The 16,192-nt window shown below is 67.0% G+C and carries 20 protein-coding genes and 1 riboswitch; of the genes, 17 read left to right on the forward strand and 3 right to left on the reverse strand.

Going from position 1 to position 16,192, the window contains the following annotated elements:
* Positions 1-2: 2 nt before the first annotated feature.
* From shn_RS16190 to shn_RS16250, 13 genes are all read left to right on the forward strand, one after another.
* Positions 3-977: a branched-chain amino acid ABC transporter permease gene (locus shn_RS16190; protein ID WP_064331322.1), complete on the forward strand. Its 975-nt coding sequence runs from the start codon at positions 3-5 to the stop codon at positions 975-977.
* Positions 970-1,719 (forward strand): ABC transporter ATP-binding protein, encoded by a 750-nt coding sequence (locus tag shn_RS16195; protein ID WP_064331323.1) that lies wholly within the window; start codon positions 970-972, stop codon positions 1,717-1,719. The genes shn_RS16190 and shn_RS16195 overlap by 8 nt, the downstream gene beginning before the upstream one ends.
* Entirely contained in the window at positions 1,716-2,402 is a 687-nt protein-coding gene (locus shn_RS16200; protein WP_064331324.1) for an ABC transporter ATP-binding protein, read from the forward strand. Before shn_RS16195 ends, shn_RS16200 begins: the two co-directional genes overlap by 4 nt.
* 14 nt (positions 2,403-2,416) lie before the next feature.
* The gene (locus shn_RS16205) at positions 2,417-3,247 is read left to right on the forward strand and encodes an alpha/beta hydrolase (RefSeq protein ID WP_064331325.1); all 831 of its coding nucleotides are present in this window, start codon (positions 2,417-2,419) and stop codon (positions 3,245-3,247) included.
* Between the two features lie 4 nt (positions 3,248-3,251).
* Positions 3,252-3,689, forward strand: coding sequence for a YqaA family protein (locus shn_RS16210; protein ID WP_064331326.1), 438 nt, complete (start codon positions 3,252-3,254; stop codon positions 3,687-3,689).
* Between the two features lie 54 nt (positions 3,690-3,743).
* Positions 3,744-4,289, forward strand: coding sequence for a sigma-70 family RNA polymerase sigma factor (locus shn_RS16215; protein ID WP_064331327.1), 546 nt, complete (start codon positions 3,744-3,746; stop codon positions 4,287-4,289).
* Positions 4,276-5,049, forward strand: coding sequence for an anti-sigma factor (locus shn_RS16220; RefSeq protein WP_064331328.1), 774 nt, complete (start codon positions 4,276-4,278; stop codon positions 5,047-5,049). Before shn_RS16215 ends, shn_RS16220 begins: the two co-directional genes overlap by 14 nt.
* Before the next feature lie 31 nt (positions 5,050-5,080).
* On the forward strand, positions 5,081-5,797 hold the full coding sequence (locus tag shn_RS16225) for a Bax inhibitor-1/YccA family protein (RefSeq protein ID WP_064331329.1): 717 nt from the start codon (positions 5,081-5,083) through the stop codon (positions 5,795-5,797).
* A gap of 305 nt (positions 5,798-6,102) precedes the next feature.
* Positions 6,103-6,219: riboswitch (TPP riboswitch) on the forward strand.
* 92 nt (positions 6,220-6,311) lie between these two features.
* Positions 6,312-8,135, forward strand: a complete 1,824-nt coding sequence (gene thiC / locus shn_RS16230; RefSeq protein WP_064331330.1) for a phosphomethylpyrimidine synthase ThiC — start codon at positions 6,312-6,314, stop codon at positions 8,133-8,135.
* Positions 8,136-8,137: 2 nt separating this feature from the next.
* Positions 8,138-9,124, forward strand: coding sequence for a glycine oxidase ThiO (gene thiO, locus shn_RS16235; protein WP_206362179.1), 987 nt, complete (start codon positions 8,138-8,140; stop codon positions 9,122-9,124).
* Entirely contained in the window at positions 9,121-9,318 is a 198-nt protein-coding gene (gene thiS / locus shn_RS16240; RefSeq protein ID WP_064331332.1) for a sulfur carrier protein ThiS, read from the forward strand. Before thiO ends, thiS begins: the two co-directional genes overlap by 4 nt.
* A gap of 1 nt (position 9,319) precedes the next feature.
* On the forward strand, positions 9,320-10,093 hold the full coding sequence (locus tag shn_RS16245; protein ID WP_064331333.1) for a thiazole synthase: 774 nt from the start codon (positions 9,320-9,322) through the stop codon (positions 10,091-10,093).
* Positions 10,090-10,725 carry a thiamine phosphate synthase gene (locus shn_RS16250; RefSeq protein ID WP_064331334.1) on the forward strand — a complete coding sequence of 212 codons (636 nt, stop codon included), beginning with the start codon at positions 10,090-10,092 and terminating at the stop codon, positions 10,723-10,725. The genes shn_RS16245 and shn_RS16250 overlap by 4 nt, the downstream gene beginning before the upstream one ends.
* A 2-nt stretch (positions 10,726-10,727) precedes the next feature.
* Here shn_RS16250 and shn_RS16255 read toward each other — a convergent pair whose 3' ends face one another.
* A complete protein-coding gene (locus shn_RS16255) occupies positions 10,728-11,573 on the reverse strand; it encodes an amidohydrolase (RefSeq protein WP_064331335.1) in 846 nt (281 codons plus the stop codon).
* Positions 11,574-11,748: 175 nt separating this feature from the next.
* On the opposite strand from shn_RS16255, the gene shn_RS16260 reads away from it, so the two are divergent.
* Positions 11,749-11,958: a molybdopterin-binding protein gene (locus tag shn_RS16260; protein WP_064331336.1), complete on the forward strand. Its 210-nt coding sequence runs from the start codon at positions 11,749-11,751 to the stop codon at positions 11,956-11,958.
* Between the two features lie 56 nt (positions 11,959-12,014).
* Here shn_RS16260 and tsaA read toward each other — a convergent pair whose 3' ends face one another.
* Both tsaA and shn_RS16270 read right to left on the reverse strand, forming a co-directional pair.
* On the reverse strand, positions 12,015-12,536 hold the full coding sequence (tsaA, locus tag shn_RS16265; protein ID WP_064332650.1) for a tRNA (N6-threonylcarbamoyladenosine(37)-N6)-methyltransferase TrmO: 522 nt from the start codon (positions 12,534-12,536) through the stop codon (positions 12,015-12,017).
* A gap of 116 nt (positions 12,537-12,652) precedes the next feature.
* Positions 12,653-13,534, reverse strand: a complete 882-nt coding sequence (locus shn_RS16270) for a helix-turn-helix domain-containing protein (protein WP_064331337.1) — start codon at positions 13,532-13,534, stop codon at positions 12,653-12,655.
* Between the two features lie 95 nt (positions 13,535-13,629).
* On the opposite strand from shn_RS16270, the gene shn_RS16275 reads away from it, so the two are divergent.
* The 3 genes from shn_RS16275 (at position 13,630) to shn_RS16285 (ending at position 16,173) form a co-directional block, all read left to right on the forward strand.
* On the forward strand, positions 13,630-15,189 hold the full coding sequence (locus shn_RS16275; RefSeq protein ID WP_064331338.1) for a 4-hydroxyphenylacetate 3-hydroxylase N-terminal domain-containing protein: 1,560 nt from the start codon (positions 13,630-13,632) through the stop codon (positions 15,187-15,189).
* A 10-nt stretch (positions 15,190-15,199) separates the two neighbouring features.
* Positions 15,200-15,712 carry a flavin reductase gene (locus shn_RS16280; protein WP_064331339.1) on the forward strand — a complete coding sequence of 171 codons (513 nt, stop codon included), beginning with the start codon at positions 15,200-15,202 and terminating at the stop codon, positions 15,710-15,712.
* 74 nt (positions 15,713-15,786) lie between these two features.
* Positions 15,787-16,173 carry a 5-carboxymethyl-2-hydroxymuconate Delta-isomerase gene (locus tag shn_RS16285; RefSeq protein ID WP_064331340.1) on the forward strand — a complete coding sequence of 129 codons (387 nt, stop codon included), beginning with the start codon at positions 15,787-15,789 and terminating at the stop codon, positions 16,171-16,173.
* Positions 16,174-16,192 lie beyond the last annotated feature (19 nt).

Here is a 16,192-nt window from a genome sequence, read left to right on the forward strand (position 1 = left end):
CCATGGCGGCCCGCGAAACGACGGTCAACGTCCTCCTCGTCCTCCTGCTGCCGGCCGTCGCGCTCACCGCGCTCTTCATCGGCGAGGCCTTCTACATCACGCTTGCCACCCGCATCGCGATCCTGGCGCTGGCGGCGGTCGGGCTCAACATCGCGCTCGGGCTCGGCGGCCTCGTCTCCTTCGGCCATGCCGCCTTCTTCGGCCTCGGCGGCTATGTGGCCGGCGTGCTGGCCACCCATGCCTTCAACATGGAGCCCGTCGCCTTTGGCCTGCCGGGCACGACCGCCATGCCGGTCATCTGGCTCGTCGCGGTCCTCCTTTGCGGCCTCGTCGCGCTGCCGATCGGCCTCGTCAGCCTGCGCACGTCCGGCGTCTACTTCATCATGATCACGCTCGCCTTCGCGCAGATGATCTATTATTTCGCGATCTCCTGGCCGGCCTATGGCGGCGAGGACGGCCTGTCGCTCTCCATGCGCAACGGCTTTCCCGGCCTCAACACGGCAAGGCCCTTCCCCTATTTCGTCGTGGTCTTCGTGCTGCTGCTCGCGGGCCTTCTCCTCTTCCACCGCCTGCAGGCCTCCCGCTTCGGTGCGGCGCTTGAGGCCGCGCGGCAGAACCCGACGAGGCTCGCCGCGACAGGCATCTCGCCCTTCGCGATCCGTCTCGTCGCCTTCGTGCTCTCGGCGGCGATCACCGGCCTTGCCGGCGCGCTGTTTGCCGATCTCAACCGCTTCGTCAGCCCTTCCATGCTGTCCTGGCACATGTCCGGCGAATTGATCGTGCTGATCATTCTCGGCGGCAAGAGCCGCCTGTTCGGCCCGTTGGCCGGCGCGGCTCTCTATGTCCTCTTCGAATATGCGCTGGGTGGCCTGACGGAGCGCTGGCAACTCTTCCTCGGCCTCGTCCTGCTCGCCGTCGTCTTCTTCGCGCGCGGCGGGCTGATCGGCCTTCTTGCCGGGAGGCCACGCCATGGCTGAACCGGTGCTCGAAGTCCAAAACCTCGAAAAATCCTTCGGCGCGCTGAAGGCGACGAACGGGGCGAGCCTCGATCTCAGGCCCGGGGAGATCCACGCGCTGATCGGCCCGAACGGCGCGGGCAAGAGCACGCTGATCAACCAGATTTCCGGCGCGCTCGCCCCCGATGCCGGCAGCATCCGCTTCCTCGGCACCGACATCACCATGCTCGATACGGCGCGGCGCGCCCGCATGGGCCTTGCCCGCACCTTCCAGATCTCCTCGCTCGCCCAGGAGTTTTCCGCGCTGCGCAACGTCATGCTCGCCGTGCAGGCGCGGCAGGGAACGAGCCTGCGCTTCTTCCGCCCCGTTGCGAGCGACGTCTCGCTCACCGAACCGGCGATGCGGATGCTGTCGCGCGTCGGCCTTGCCGACCGGGCCAACATCCCCGCCGCGGCGCTGTCGCATGGTGAACGCCGGCAGCTCGAGATCGCCGTGGCGCTGGCGATGGAACCGAAGGCCTTCCTGCTCGACGAGCCGATGGCCGGCATGGGGCCGGAAGGCTCCAAGGCGCTGACCGGCTTTCTCGACGGGTTGCGCCAGGAAGCGCCGATCCTGCTGGTGGAGCACGACATGGACGCGGTCTTCGCGCTGGCCGACCGCGTGTCCGTGCTGGTCTACGGCCGCATCATCGCGACCGGCAGCGTCAGCGAGATCCGCAACGACCCCGAGGTGCGCCGGGCCTATCTGGGAGAGCCCGCATGAGCCTGCTCGTGCTTGAGGAGATCGAAACCTTCTACGGCGCTTCGCAAGCCCTGTTCGGCGTATCGCTGGCCGTGGGCGAGGGCGAGGTCGTGGCGCTGATGGGCCGCAACGGCATGGGCAAGACGACGACGATCCGCTCGATCCTCGGCCTGACGCCCGCCCGCGCCGGTCGCATCACCTTCGGCGGCAAGACCGTGACCGCGCTCCCGCCGCACCGTATCGCCCGGCTCGGCATCGGCCTGGTGCCGGAGGGGCGCCGCTGCTTCGCCAACCTGACGGTCGAGGAGAACCTCCTCGCCTCCGCCCGGCGCGGCGCCTGGACACTGGCGAAGGTCGTCGATCTCTTTCCCCGGCTCGGCGAACGGCTGGGCCAATATGCCGATACGCTGTCCGGCGGCGAGCAGCAGATGCTGGCGATCGGCCGCGCCCTGATGACCAATCCGAAACTCCTCATCCTCGACGAGGCGACCGAGGGGCTGGCGCCGGTGATCCGGCAGGATATCTGGGCGGCGATCCGGCGGCTGAAGGCCGGGGGCCAGTCGATCCTCGTCGTCGACAAGACGCTCTCGGAACTCCTGCCGCTCACCGATCGCTGCTGCGTGCTGGAAAAGGGCCGCACCGTGTTTTCCGGCCCGCCGCCGGCCTTTACCCGCGACCTGCAGGACCGCTATCTCGGCGTCTGAAAACGGAGGACGGCATGTTCGGCTACAGGATCACCGACTGGGACGACGCCTACGAGAACGGCGGCAATATTCCGGGCGGTACGCGCTGGCCGGCCGCTTGGGTGGAGCCGGCGCAGCAGATGCGCACGGCGCTTGCCGCCGAAGGCCGGGCAAGACTCGACCTTGCCTATGGCAAGGGCGAGCGCAACCGCCTCGACCTCTTCCTGCCCGAGGGCACGCCACGCGGCCTCGTCGTCTACGTGCACGGCGGCTTCTGGCTGCGGCTCGACAAAAGCTTCTGGTCGCATCTCGCTACGGGCGCCCTCGCCCATGGCTACGCCGTCGCCATGCCCTCCTACACGCTGTGCCCGGCCATCCGCATCGGCGGCATCGTGCGGGAGATCGCGGCGGCGATCGAAACGGCGGCGGGACTGGTCGCCGGCGACCTCCGCCTGATCGGCCATTCGGCGGGCGGCCAGCTCGTCAGCCGCATGGTGTCGCAGCCCTCGCCGCTTTCCGCCGAAACGCTCGCCCGCATCCGCCATGTCCTCTCGCTCTCCGGCCTGCATGACCTGCGCCCGCTCATGCATACCGCCATGAACGAACGGCTGCACATCGACGAGGCGGAGGCCATCGCCGAGAGCCCGGCCCTGCTGCGCCCTGTCGAGGGCACGCGGCTCACCTGCTGGGTGGGCGCCATGGAGCGGGCGGAGTTCCTGCGCCAGAACGCCCTGCTCGCCAACATCTGGACCGGCCTCGGCGCCACGACGACGACCGTCGTCGAGCCGAACCGGCACCATTTCGACATCGTCGACGGCCTTGCCGACCCCGAACACCCCCTCGCCAGAACCTTGCTGTCGTCCTGACCCGATGAGCACGCTTGCCGCCTATGGCGGCCTCTTCCTCGCCGCGCTCGTCGCCGCCACCATCCTGCCGGCCCAGTCCGAAGCGGTTCTCGGCGGCCTGCTGGCCACCGGAACCTATTCGCCGGCGCTGCTGATCCTCGTCGCCGGCACCGGCAATGTCCTGGGGTCGATCGTCAACTGGCTGCTCGGCCGCGGTGTAGAGCGGTTTCGCGGCACGCGATGGTTTCCGGTCAGCGACGGAAACCTCGATCGGGCGGGGCGATGGTATCGCAGATACGGCTGGTGGAGCCTGCTCTTGAGCTGGATGCCGGTCATCGGCGACCCGCTGACGGTGGCGGCCGGCATCATGCGCGAGCCCTTCCTGCGCTTTCTGGTCGTCGTCTCCATTGCCAAGTTCGGCCGCTACATCGTGCTCGCCGCCCTCGTGCTGCACTGGCTCTGAAATTTTTTCCGGAAGGAATGGAATGGGCGTCGCCCGGCTTTCGTATACTGGGGCATGAACGGAAAGACACCCGGCTTCAACGTGATCGGACAGCTCGCGGCGCTCAGGCGCTACGCGCTCTCGCTCGTGCGCAATCCGGACGAGGCCGAGGACCTCGTTCACGATGCGCTGGTCAAGGCATATGAGCGGCAATCGACCTTCCGCACCGGCGCCAGCGTGCGCAACTGGCTGATGTCGATCCTGCACAATGCGCATGTCGACCGCCTGCGCCAGCGCCGCTCGCAGGAACGCCGCCACGACGCCGCGGCGGAGCTGGCAGAGGCGTCCGTCCCGGCGAACCAGGACCATTCGGTGCGCCTGACGCAGCTGCGCAACGCCTTCTTCGCCCTGCCGGAAGACCAGCGCGAGGCCCTGCACCTCGTCGCGATCGAGGAGCTTTCCTACCAGGAGGCGGCCGAAACGCTGGGCATTCCGGTCGGCACGCTGATGTCGCGCGTCGCCCGCGCCCGCCAGCGGCTGCGCGCCTTCGAACAGAGCGGCGCGACCGCTCCCGTCACACATCTCAGGCTCGTCGGAGGCACTGGCGATGACAAGCAATGATCCCATTCTCGAAACCGACCTCAACGCCTATGTCGACGAGCAGCTCGCCGTCGGCCGGCGCATCGAGGTGGAGGCCTATCTTTCGGAACGGCCGGAGGTCGCGGCGCAGGTCATGAAGGACCTGCGCGTGCGCGACGAGCTTCGCCTGGCGCTCGCCGACCATCGCACGGTGATCCGGCAGGAAACGCGCGAGGCCGCGCGGCTCCTCGAACGCTCGCTGTCGCGCCGCCGCATCTTCTCCGTCTTCCGCCGCGCCGCAGCCATCGCCCTGTTCGTCGGCGCCGGCTGGACGGCCCATGCCGTGCTCGGCCCCTTCGGCGCCACCGAGGTCGTGGCCTCCACGCCGCCGCCCGCCTTCGTGGAAGAGGCCGTGCGCGCGCACAAGACGACGCTGCTGCGCGACACGATGGCCTCCCAGCCGGAGACCGAGACCTTCGATCCGGCCGAGATCCGCTCGGCAACCGCGATCGTGCTGCCGGACCTGCCGAAGGGCTGGGGCGTGATCGACACGCAGGTCTTCCCCTCCGCCTACGGCCCGAGCGTCGAGCTGGTGCTGGAACCGCGCAAGGACGAGCGCCTGTCGCTGTTCGCGGTACGCCCGGGCTCGTTCGCCGTGCAGCATGTCCTGCTCTTCCACGCCGACAATGCCCGGGCTGCCTATTGGCAGATCGGCGACGTCGCCTATGCGCTGGTGTCGGAAAGCCGCAAGGCCGACGACCTGGCTGAAACCGCGCGCGATCTCTCGCGCACGCTCTACTGATCAACCGCTTCCAAACCGAAGGAGACATTCGATGGACCCAGTACAACAGCGATTTGGCTACGGCGCGCAGGCGCAGTCGGCCGCCCTCTTCGACGAGGGCCTGCGCCAGCACATGCTGCGCGTCTACAACTACATGGGCGCGGGCCTCGTCATCACCGGCCTCGTCGCCTTCATCGTCGGCTCGACACCGGCCCTCTACGTGCCGATCTTCTCCTCGCCGCTGAAGTGGGTGGTGATGCTGGCGCCGCTCGCCTTCGTCTTCTTCTTCTCGTTCAAGATCCAGACGATGTCGGCCAGCGCCGCGCAGATGACCTTCTGGGCCTTCTGCGCCGTCATGGGCCTGTCGCTCGCCTCGGTGTTCCTCGTCTTCACCGGCACGAGCATCGCCCGCACCTTCTTCATTGCCGCCACCATGTTCGGCACGACGAGCCTCTACGGCTATGTGACGAAGCGTGACCTGTCGAAGTTCGGCTCGTTCCTGATCATGGGCCTGATCGGCGTCATCATCGCCTCGATCGTCAACATCTTCCTCGGTTCGACCGCGCTGCAGTTCGCCATTTCCGTGATCGGCATCGCCGTCTTCGTCGGTCTCACCGCCTGGGACACGCAGAACATCAAGGAACAGTATGCCGAGAACATCGACCAGGAATCGCAGCAGAAGATGGCCGTGTTCGGTGCGCTTTCGCTGTACCTGAACTTCGTCAACATCTTCCAGCTTCTGCTGAACTTCACGGGCGAACGCGAGTAGTCCTCGCAAGGGATTTCAAAGGGAACGGCTGGCAAGGCCCCGCCGTTCCCTGTTGACTCTGTCCCGCCCCACACCCTCCGGCGTCATCCTCGGCCTTGAGCCGAGGAGCTACGTCTCACCCGCAGCCTGTGGATGCTCGGGTCAAGCCCGAGCATGACGGAGGAGAGGGTGCCGCCAGGAAACGAGCAGCATTCTTTGAGGCAAGGCCTCCCCCTGACGAGGGGCCAGAGTGGCGCACCAATTCGTAAGTACTCACTTACTTATTTTACCCCGTTGACAAATCGGCCGGCAGCGTCTTTGCTTAGGGCATTCACCAGGGGGGTCCCGACAAGGGGCTGAGATACTGCTGGCATTCGCAGCGCAGTGACCCGTTGAACCTGATCCAGTTCATACTGGCGTAGGGACGGTGCAAGCGCTGTAGAACCCGAAATCCGCAACCCGGATTCCGCCTACGCGTCCTTCCATCATTCCGGCTCTAGGACTGGGTCTCCAACCGCAAACTTGGAGCCTCACGATGAACATTGCCGCCCAGAAGCTCACCCCCACCGTCACGACGGGGGCCCTGCCCGCCTCGCGAAAGGTCCACATAGCCGGCGAGCAGCACCCGGAGATCCGCGTGCCGATGCGCGAGATCGCGCTGCACCCGACCTCCGGCGAACCGCCGGTCATCGTCTACGACGCCTCCGGCCCCTATACCGACCCCGCCCATGTCGTCTCGATCGAGAGCGGCCTGCCGCGGCTGCGCGAGGCCTGGGTCGCAGCGCGCGGCGACACCGAGGACTATGAAGGCCGCCACATCCGCCCGGAAGACAACGGCTTTGCCACCGGCGAACGGCTGACGCCGGAATTTCCCGTGCGCAACCGGCCGCGCCGAGCGAAGGACGGCAAGGCGGTGACACAGCTCGCCTATGCCCGCGCCGGCATCATCACGCCGGAAATGGAATTCATCGCCATCCGCGAGAACCTCGGCCGCAAGGCCGCCAAAGAGGCGCTCATCCGCGACGGCGAGAGCTTCGGCGCCCATATCCCGGATTTCGTGACGCCGGAATTCGTTCGCCAGGAAGTCGCGAGCGGCCGGGCCATCATCCCGGCCAACATCAACCATCCGGAAGCCGAGCCGATGATCATCGGCCGGAACTTCCTGGTGAAGATCAACGCCAATATCGGCAATTCCGCCGTCACCTCCTCCATGGCGGAAGAGGTCGAGAAGATGGTCTGGGCGATCCGCTGGGGCGGCGATACGGTCATGGACCTCTCCACCGGCCGCAACATCCACAACATCCGCGAATGGATCATCCGCAATGCGCCGGTCCCGATCGGCACCGTGCCGCTCTACCAGGCGCTGGAGAAGGTCAACGGCATTGCCGAGGACCTCACCTGGGAGGTCTTCCGCGACACGCTGATCGAGCAGGCCGAACAGGGCGTCGACTATTTCACCATCCATGCCGGCGTGCGGCTCGCCTATATCCCGCTCACCGTGGGCCGCGTCACCGGCATCGTCTCGCGCGGCGGCTCGATCATGGCCAAGTGGTGTCTCCATCACCACCGGGAAAGCTTCCTCTACGAGCATTTCGAGGAGATCTGCGACATCTGCCGCGCCTATGACGTCTCCTTCTCGCTGGGCGACGGGCTGCGCCCCGGCTCGATCGCCGACGCCAACGACGCCGCGCAGTTCGCCGAACTCGAAACGCTCGGCGAGCTGACGCAGATCGCCTGGGCAAAGGACTGCCAGGTCATGATCGAAGGCCCCGGCCATGTGCCGATGCACAAGATCAAGGAGAACATGGACAAGCAGCTGAAGACCTGCGGCGAGGCGCCGTTCTACACGCTCGGGCCGCTGACGACCGACATCGCCCCCGGCTACGACCACATCACCTCGGGCATCGGCGCGGCGATGATCGGCTGGTTCGGCACGGCCATGCTCTGCTACGTCACGCCGAAGGAACATCTCGGCCTGCCCGACCGCGACGACGTGAAGGTCGGCGTCATCACCTACAAGATCGCCGCCCACGCCGCCGACCTCGCCAAGGGCCATCCGGCAGCGAAGATCCGCGACGACGCGCTGTCTCGCGCCCGCTTCGAGTTCCGCTGGGAGGACCAGTTCAACCTCTCGCTCGACCCGGAAACCGCCCGCGCCTTCCATGACGAGACGCTGCCGAAGGAGGCGCACAAGGTGGCGCATTTCTGCTCCATGTGCGGCCCGAAATTCTGCTCCATGCGCATCTCGCACGACATCCGCGCCGAGGCGCAGAAGGAGGGGCTGGAGGCCATGGCGGCGAAATATCGCGACGGCGGCGACCTCTACATGCCGCTTGCCGGCGTCCCGGCCGGAGAATGACCATGCGCGTCCTCGTCAAGGGGGCCGGCGTTGCCGGCCTCACGGTCGCCTGGCAGCTCTATCGCCACGGTTTCGACGTCACCATCACCGAGCGCGCCGAAAAGGTGGGCCTCGGGGCTTCCGGCTTTGCCGGCGGCATGCTGGCCCCCTGGTGCGAGCGGGAAAGCGCGGAGGAGCCCGTGCTCACGCTCGGCCGCTCGGCGGCCGACTGGTGGGAGGCGGCCGTGCCCGGCCATGTCAGGCGCCGGGGAACGCTGGTCGTCGCCGCCGGCCGCGATGCCGGGGAGCTCGACCGCTTCGCCCGCCGGACGAGCGGCTGGGAATGGCTGGACGATGCCGCCATCGCCGCGCTGGAACCGGATCTCGCCGGCCGCTTCCCCAAGGCCCTGTTCTTCCGGCAGGAAGCCCATCTCGATCCGCAACGGGCGCTCTCGGCCCTCACCGCCGGGCTCGAGGAGGCGCGCATGCGCTTCCTCTTCGGCGCGGACGGCACGCCGGATGCGGCACGCTACGACCGCGTGGTCGACTGCACCGGCGCGGCCCGGATCGGCAGTCTGCCGGATCTTAGGGGCGTGCGCGGCGAGATGCTCTATGTGGAGACCCCGGAGATCAGCCTCTCCCGCCCCGTCCGCCTGCTGCATCCGCGCCACCCGATCTATGTCGTGCCGCGCGGAAGGAACCGCTTCATGGTGGGCGCGACCATGATCGAAAGCGCCGACGGCGGCGGCATCACCGCCCGCTCGCTCATGGAGCTGCTGAACGCCGCCTACACGCTGCACCCGGCCTTTGGCGAGGCGCGGCTCACGGAAACCGGTGCCGGCATCCGCCCGGCCTATCCCGACAACCTGCCGCGCGTCAGCGAGCATGATGGCACGCTCCATGTGAACGGCCTCTATCGCCACGGCTTCCTGCTGGCCCCCGCCATGGCGGCGGAGGTCGCGCGGCGGCTTCTTGCAGAACAGGCACGACCGGAAAGGAGGGCATCATGACCTTCATCATCAACGGCGAGGAACAGGAGGTCGCGGCGACGACGCTCGCCGACCTCCTGTCCGCGCTGGACTACGAAGGCGAATGGCTGGCGACGGCGGTCAACGGCGAGCTGGTGCACCGCGAAGACCGCGCCGGTTTCACGCTCGGCGCGCGCGACCGCATCGAAATCCTCTCGCCCATGCAGGGAGGCTGACATGCTGAAGCTCTACGATACCGGGGTGCGCTCGCGCCTGCTGCTCGGCACCGCCCGCTATCCCTCCCCCGCGACCCTCGCCGAGGCCGTGCGCCGCGCGAAGGCGGAGATCGTCACCGTGTCGCTGCGGCGGGAAACCGCCGGCGGCAAGGCGGGCGGCGCGTTCTTCGAGCTGATCCATGCGCTCGGCGTGCATGTCCTGCCCAACACCGCCGGCTGCCACAGCGTGCAGGAGGCCGTGCTGACGGCCAGGATGGCCCGCGAGGTCTTCCGCACGGACTGGATCAAGCTGGAGGTGATCGGCCATCACGACACGCTGCAGCCCGACGTCTTCGGCCTCGTCGAGGCGGCGCGCATCCTGACGGGGGAAGGCTTCCAGGTCTTCCCCTATACGACGGACGACCTCGTCGTCGCGGAAAAGCTTATCGAGGCCGGCTGCCGCGTGCTGATGCCCTGGTGCGCGCCGATCGGCTCGGCCATGGGGCCGGTGAACCCGATGGCGCTGCGCGCCTTCCGGGCGCATTTCCCTGACGTGCCGCTGATCGTCGATGCCGGCATCGGCCGCCCCTCGCACGCCGCCGGCGTCATGGAACTCGGCTATGACGCCGTGCTGCTCAACACCGCCGTCGCCGGCGCCGGCGATCCGGCGGCGATGGCCGAAGCCTTTGCGCTTGCCATCGATGCCGGCCGCCTCGCCCATGCCGCCGTGCCGCTGGAGCCGCGCGACATGGCCGTTCCCTCCACCCCCGTCATCGGAAAGGCCGTCTTCTCATGACGCTCGATCCCTTCTACCTCATCGTCGACAGCGCCGACTGGATCGACCGGCTCGTGCCGGTCGGCGTGAAGCTCGTGCAACTGCGCATGAAGAACATGCCGGACGATCGCCTGCGTGACGAGATCCGCCGGGCAAAAGCCACCTGCGCCGAACATGGCTGCCAGCTCATCGTCAACGACTACTGGCAGATCGCCATCGAGGAGGGCTGCGATTACATGCATCTCGGCCAGGAGGATCTGGCGACCGCCGATGTCGGCGCCATCCGCGCGGCGGGAATGAAGCTCGGCCTTTCCACCCATGACGATGCGGAGCTCGACATCGCCCTTGCGGCAAGGCCCGATTATGTCGCGCTCGGCCCGGTCTGGCCGACGATCCTGAAGACGATGAAATGGGCGCCGCAGGGCGTCGAGCGGCTCAGGGACTGGAAGAGGCGCATCGCACCGCTTCCCCTCGTCGCCATCGGCGGGCTCAACCCGGATCGCCTGCCGGCCGTCTTCGAAAACGGCGCCGACAGCGCCGCCGTGGTGACCGACATCACGCTGAACGCCGATCCGGAGGCGCGCACGCGCGAATGGATCGCGCGCACGGCACGCTGGCGCGAGCGGAGCCTGCAGCCGGACGACGCCCTCTGACCTCAGGCCTGCGGGGCGATTTTCCAGAGCCGCCCGGCATTTTCCGAGAGCACGCGGCGCTTGTCTTCCAGGCTGACACCTGACAGCAGCGCCTGCGTCGCGCCGATCCAGGTGGAAAGCCCGCCGCCGAGCGTGCAGACCGGCCAGTCGCTGCCCCAGACCATGCGTTCGAAGCCGAAATGCTCCGCCACATGGGCGAAATAGGGTTTCAGGTCCTCCAGCGTCCAGTCTTCCGCGCCATAGGCGGGGATGCCGGACAGCTTCACCGTGACGTTCGGCCGGCGCGCGATCTCCGCGACCGGCCCCTTCCAGGCATCGAAGCCGCCACCCTTGATGTCGGGCACGCCGCAATGGTCGAGCACGAAGGAGACGTCGGGCGCCAGGTCCGCCAGCGCGATCGCCTTCCCGATCTGATGCGGCAGGACGCAGAGATCGAAATTGAGGCCGGTGCCCGCCAGCCGCCGGATGTTCTCGCGAAAGAGCGCGCCTTCCGAGACATCGTCCGGCACGACATGCAGCACGCGGCGGAAGCCGCGCACGAAGGGATTGGCGAGGACCGCCTCGAGATAGGCCGGAAAATCCGGCGATTCCGGCCGGCAGGCGGCGATGGCGCCGACGAGCAGGCTGCCCGTCTCTCCCGCGAGGGCCTCGACCACGGCCGTCTCGCGCGCAATATCGCCCTCCGCCACGTCCACTTCCATATGCAGCGCCGCGACGATGCCGAGGCGACGCGCTTCCCGCGCATAGGCCTCCTGCGTGAAATCGGCATCGAGCGGCGGCACGCCGGCAAGCCAGGGATAGGACAGCCGGTCCCGGTAGATGAGATGCAGGTGCGTATCGACGATCATGCGGGCCTCCTCCAAGCACGGCGAACACTGCCACAGAAGAATTATTCATTCAAATACGAATTGACCGCCGCGCGGCGCCCCGCTTCCGCGCGGCGGTAAACAGCGTGAGCAACCGCGGAGGCTACCAATCCGGCCCGCCCCTCCTACCTTCCCTTCCAGCAACAGGAGGAACCGCATGAAGATCAGCGCACGCAACCGCCTCAAGGGCAAGATCGTCGAAGTCGTTCTCGGCGCGACGACGGCCCATGTCCGCATCGATGTCGGCGGATCGATCATCACCGCCGCCATCACCAACGATGCGGTGAACGAACTCGGCCTTGCCGCCGGCCGGGAGGCCTATGCGCTGATCAAGGCATCGGACGTGATGGTGGGTATCGACGATTAGGGTGTCCCGGCGCAATTCCGGGCGCAAGACCGCTTCGCACTTTCACTGGAATTGCTTCAATCGTCGATCTTCTTGCACATATGCACCGGCTCGGTCGCGAAATCACCCTTCTGCGGCGGCGCGATCGGCTTGAACAGGCTGCGCTCCGGCTTCAGGTCGATCAGCGGCGTGCCGTCGAGGCAATCGAGCCCGCGCACGAACAGCCGGTTGCCCTCGATCTTCTCCAGGACGACGATCGACGTGCCGATCGGATTGGGCCGGACGGGCGAGCGCAGCGAGAAGGTGCCGTGCACCTCGCCGTTCGAGGCCGGGCTTTGCAGCACGAGGTCGCGGCGCGATTGGTGCAGCCAGTAGAGCACCTCCAGCCGCTCGAAACGCTCGGCCCCCTTCAATGCCTGCACCCAGGGCTCGAAGACCTCGATGGTGCAGACCGGCCCGTCGGGGCGCCCCTGGCGCGGCGTTTCCATGCGCGAGGTCCAGGGCGTCGAAATCCGGCCGATGAAGACGATGTGCGCGTCCGCGGTCTCCGGCGGGGTGATGGCCACCTCGTTCTCGCGGATCTCATTCAACCGGACCATGCAACGCTCCATCGCTGTATTTCTTGAAATATGACGATACCCTCCGAACGCGGTGAGGGAAAGATGCCCGGAGACAGGAAGACGGCGACAGATTGACCACCTTGGCGCAGGCAGCCTCAGCCGGCACCGGACGCCTCGGAATTCCGCGCACGCCAGTCCGTCGGGGAAAGGCCGGCCCGCTTGCGGAAGAAACGCGAGAAATAGGCGGGATCCTCGAAGCCAATCTCCCGGCCGATATCCTCCACCGGACGGATGGTGAAGCGCAGCAGGCGCTTGGCCTCCAGCAGGCGCCGTTCCAGCACCATGTCCTTCACCGTCTGGCCGAAGACCGTTCGCGCCGCCTTGTCGAGCAGGTGCGGCGTCGTCGCCAGCCGTTCGACATAGCGCCCGACCGGCCAGTCCTCCCGGTAGTGCCGGTCGATGGCGCGGCGCAGCTCCAGCCCCAGCGCGACCGCAGGCGAGGCCGCCGCAAAGCCGCCCGCGCCGCCAAGCCGCGCCATCAGCGAGAGGACGACGCCGATCAGCCCGGCAAGCACCCGCTCGCTCGCCCCCGCGCCACCGCGATACTCCTCCATCACCATGGCAAGCAGCGCGTCGATCCGCATCCAGCCGGGGGCATCCGCCGCGCCGGAAAGCAGCACCGGCGCATCGAGCGCCAGGTCCACCTGCGGCGCCATCGCCCTCAACTGGTCATCCGAGATGGAGACGACGATGGCGTCCGACTGTTCGCCGACATCGAAGCCGTGCACGACGTTGCTCGGCACGAAGCTGATCGCCGGAGCGGAAAAATTCCAAGTCCGATCCTCGATCCGGTAACGCCCCCCGCCCTTGAACCAGTAGGTGATCTGTCCCATCAACGGATGCTTGTGCGGCGCGACCTGCCCGAAATGCAGGCTTTTGCGCTCCATCACCGTCTCGACATGCAGGAAGCCAACGTCGAGCGTGCGGCTCGGCTCGCCATAGACGAAGAAGGCGGGGACATCCTTACGCGGGGTCATGCCGGAAAAAGTACCAGCGAATTGCCGTGTTTGTCCATGGCACTCCGGACGCCCCCGACTTAGCGTTTGTCAGGATTTTTGAGGAGGAGCACCCCATGCGCGCGGAAGATCATCGCAGCGACAAGACCCGGCCGTTCACCGGCGCCGAATATCTCGCAAGCCTGCGCGACGGGCGCGAGGTCTATATCAACGGCGAACGCATCGCAGACGTCACCAGCCATCCGGCCATGCGCAATTCGGCCCGCTCCATCGCCCGCATGTACGATGCGCTGCACGACCCGAAGCGCAAGGAACGCCTGACATCGCCGACCGACACGGGCTCCGGCGGCTACACGCACAAATATTTCCGCGTCGCCCATTCCGCCGCCGATCTCGTCGCCCAGCAGGGCGCCATCGCCGACTGGGCGCGCATGTCCTACGGCTGGATGGGCCGCACGGCCGATTACAAGGCGGCGCTGATGAACACGCTCGGGGCCAATGCCGACTGGTACGGCCCGTTCAAGGACAACGCGCTTTCCTGGCACAGCCGCGCGCAGGAAAGCGTGCTCTTCATGAACCACGCCATCGTCAACCCGCCGATCGACCGCCACAAGCCGGCCGACGCGGTGAAGGACGTCTTCGTGCACATCACGAAGGAGACGGATGCCGGGATTTATGTCTCGGGCGCCAAGGTCGTCGCCACCTCCTCGGCGCTGACGCACTACAATTTCCTCGCCCAGAGCTCGGCGACCGTGACCGAGGACCCGTCGCTGTCGGTCATGTTCATCCTGCCGATGAATGCGCCCGGCGTGAAGATGTTCTGCCGCACCTCCTATGAGCAGACGGCGGCGCTTGCTGCCCATCCTTTCGACTATCCGCTTTCCTCGCGCTTCGACGAGAACGACGCGATCCTGGTGCTCGACAATGTCTTCGTGCCCTGGGAGGACGTGCTGGTGCTGCGCGACGCGGCCAAGATCCTGTCCTTCCACCCGGCCTCGGGCTTCATGCACGGCTATTGTTTCCAGGGCTGCACGCGTCTTGCGGTGAAGATGGACTTTCTCGCCGGCCTGCTCGCAAAGGCCCTGCGCGCCACCGGGGGCGATGCCTTCCGCGGCAACCAGGCGATGCTCGGCGAAGTGATCGCCATCCGCCACCAGTTCTGGTCCTTCTCCAACGCCATGGCCTACAACCCGATCCCCTGGGCGAGCGGCGCGGTGCTGCCGAACCTGGAAGCGGCGCTCTGCTACCGCACCTTCATGTCGGAGGCCTATCCGAAGGTCATCGACATCGTGCGCCGCACGGTGGCCTCCGGGCTCATCTACCTGCCCTCCTCGGCAAAGGACTTCTCCAACCCGGAGATCAACCGCTATCTCGCGCAATATGTGCGCGGCTCTAACGACATGGGACATGTCGAGCGCATCAAGATCATGAAGCTCCTATGGGATGCGACCGGCACGGAATTCGGCGGCCGCCATGCGCTCTACGAATTGAACTATGCCGGCGCGCCGGAGGAGGTGCGCCTGCAGGTGCTGAAGGGCGCCGAGCGCGGCGGGCGGCTGAAGGAGATGGAGGCGCTGGTCGACCAGTGCATGGCCGACTACGACGAAGGCGGCTGGACCGGCGACACCTGGCTGCCGCCGCTTGGCGGCGATTCCGTCCGCGACGCGGCCGAATGAGGGGGCTGCCATGGACACCGGCATTTCCAGAACCGAGTTCCGCAATGCGATGGCCCGGGTCTGCGCCCCGGTCAACGTGATCACCACCAAGGGCGCCGCCGGGCGTGGCGGCTTCACCGCCACCGCCATGTGCTCGGTGACCGACGAGCCGCCGACGCTGCTCGTCTGCATGAACAGCCGCTCGGCACAGAGCGGCCTCTTCATCGAGAACCGCCGCTTCTGCGTCAACGTGCTGACGCAGGAGCACAAGGCGCTCGCCGCCTCCTTCGCCGGGCGCGAGGCCGATATGGAGGCGCGCTATGCCGATGCGGCGTGGACCGACCTTCCCTCCGGCAACCAGGCGCTGGCCGATGCCATCGTCTCCTTCGATTGCCGGCTGACGGAGGCCCGGCTGGTGGGCACGCACAACATCCTCATCGGCGAGGTCGTGGACATCCGTTGCCGGCGCGACGGACATGCGCTGCTCTATTTCGACCGCAACTACGTGCATGTGCCGACCCAGGCCGGCAGCTTCGGGGGCTGAGAACAGTGATAGCCCCTTGACAAGCGGCCTTCTATTTAACATGTTAAATAAAAATGCCGTGCGCGGGAGGAACCATGCCGCATCTGACAGTGGAATATTCGGCCAATCTGGAAGGCCGCGCGGATCTCGGCGCCCTCTGCGCGGCGCTGCTCGAAACGATGCTGGAAACCGGCCTTTTCGAGATCGGCGCAGTGCGCGTGCGGGCGCTCAGGGCAGATCACTATGCGATTGCCGACCTTCTGCCGGAAAACGCCTTCGTCGACCTCAACCTGCGCATCGGCAAGGGCCGCAGCGCGCAGGAGAAGACGCGCACCGGCGAGGCGCTGTTTGCCACCGCAAGCCGGCTCCTCGCCCCGCTCTTCGAGACGCCGCACTTCGCGCTTTCGCTGGAAATCCGCGAGATCGACGCGGAGCTGAGCTGGAAGAAGAACGCCATCCATCCGCGCCTGCGCGCCAAATAACGGAAATCCCCAGGATACT

The sequence above is a fragment of the Shinella sp. HZN7 genome (assembly GCF_001652565.1).
In the GTDB taxonomy this organism is placed as follows: Bacteria; Pseudomonadota; Alphaproteobacteria; order Rhizobiales; family Rhizobiaceae; genus Shinella; species Shinella granuli.

Bases quoted from the DNA above. Each gene is read 5' to 3' on its own strand.
- shn_RS16200 (WP_064331324.1), top strand. From the start codon at position 1,716: ATGAGCCTGCTCGTGCTTGAGGAGATCGAAACCTTCTACGGCGCTTCG.
- shn_RS16210 (WP_064331326.1), top strand. From the start codon at position 3,252: ATGAGCACGCTTGCCGCCTATGGCGGCCTCTTCCTCGCCGCGCTCGTC.
- thiS (WP_064331332.1), top strand. From the start codon at position 9,121: ATGACCTTCATCATCAACGGCGAGGAACAGGAGGTCGCGGCGACGACG.
- tsaA (WP_064332650.1), bottom strand. From the start codon at position 12,536: ATGGTCCGGTTGAATGAGATCCGCGAGAACGAGGTGGCCATCACCCCG.
- shn_RS16280 (WP_064331339.1), top strand. From the start codon at position 15,200: ATGGACACCGGCATTTCCAGAACCGAGTTCCGCAATGCGATGGCCCGG.
- shn_RS16225 (WP_064331329.1), top strand. From the start codon at position 5,081: ATGGACCCAGTACAACAGCGATTTGGCTACGGCGCGCAGGCGCAGTCG.
- shn_RS16260 (WP_064331336.1), top strand. From the start codon at position 11,749: ATGAAGATCAGCGCACGCAACCGCCTCAAGGGCAAGATCGTCGAAGTC.
- shn_RS16215 (WP_064331327.1), top strand. From the start codon at position 3,744: ATGAACGGAAAGACACCCGGCTTCAACGTGATCGGACAGCTCGCGGCG.
- thiO (WP_206362179.1), top strand. From the start codon at position 8,138: ATGCGCGTCCTCGTCAAGGGGGCCGGCGTTGCCGGCCTCACGGTCGCC.
- shn_RS16285 (WP_064331340.1), top strand. From the start codon at position 15,787: ATGCCGCATCTGACAGTGGAATATTCGGCCAATCTGGAAGGCCGCGCG.
- shn_RS16270 (WP_064331337.1), bottom strand. From the start codon at position 13,534: ATGACCCCGCGTAAGGATGTCCCCGCCTTCTTCGTCTATGGCGAGCCG.
- shn_RS16250 (WP_064331334.1), top strand. From the start codon at position 10,090: ATGACGCTCGATCCCTTCTACCTCATCGTCGACAGCGCCGACTGGATC.
- shn_RS16255 (WP_064331335.1), bottom strand. From the start codon at position 11,573: ATGATCGTCGATACGCACCTGCATCTCATCTACCGGGACCGGCTGTCC.
- thiC (WP_064331330.1), top strand. From the start codon at position 6,312: ATGAACATTGCCGCCCAGAAGCTCACCCCCACCGTCACGACGGGGGCC.
- shn_RS16195 (WP_064331323.1), top strand. From the start codon at position 970: ATGGCTGAACCGGTGCTCGAAGTCCAAAACCTCGAAAAATCCTTCGGC.
- shn_RS16245 (WP_064331333.1), top strand. From the start codon at position 9,320: ATGCTGAAGCTCTACGATACCGGGGTGCGCTCGCGCCTGCTGCTCGGC.
- shn_RS16220 (WP_064331328.1), top strand. From the start codon at position 4,276: ATGACAAGCAATGATCCCATTCTCGAAACCGACCTCAACGCCTATGTC.
- shn_RS16275 (WP_064331338.1), top strand. From the start codon at position 13,630: ATGCGCGCGGAAGATCATCGCAGCGACAAGACCCGGCCGTTCACCGGC.
- shn_RS16190 (WP_064331322.1), top strand. From the start codon at position 3: ATGGCGGCCCGCGAAACGACGGTCAACGTCCTCCTCGTCCTCCTGCTG.
- shn_RS16205 (WP_064331325.1), top strand. From the start codon at position 2,417: ATGTTCGGCTACAGGATCACCGACTGGGACGACGCCTACGAGAACGGC.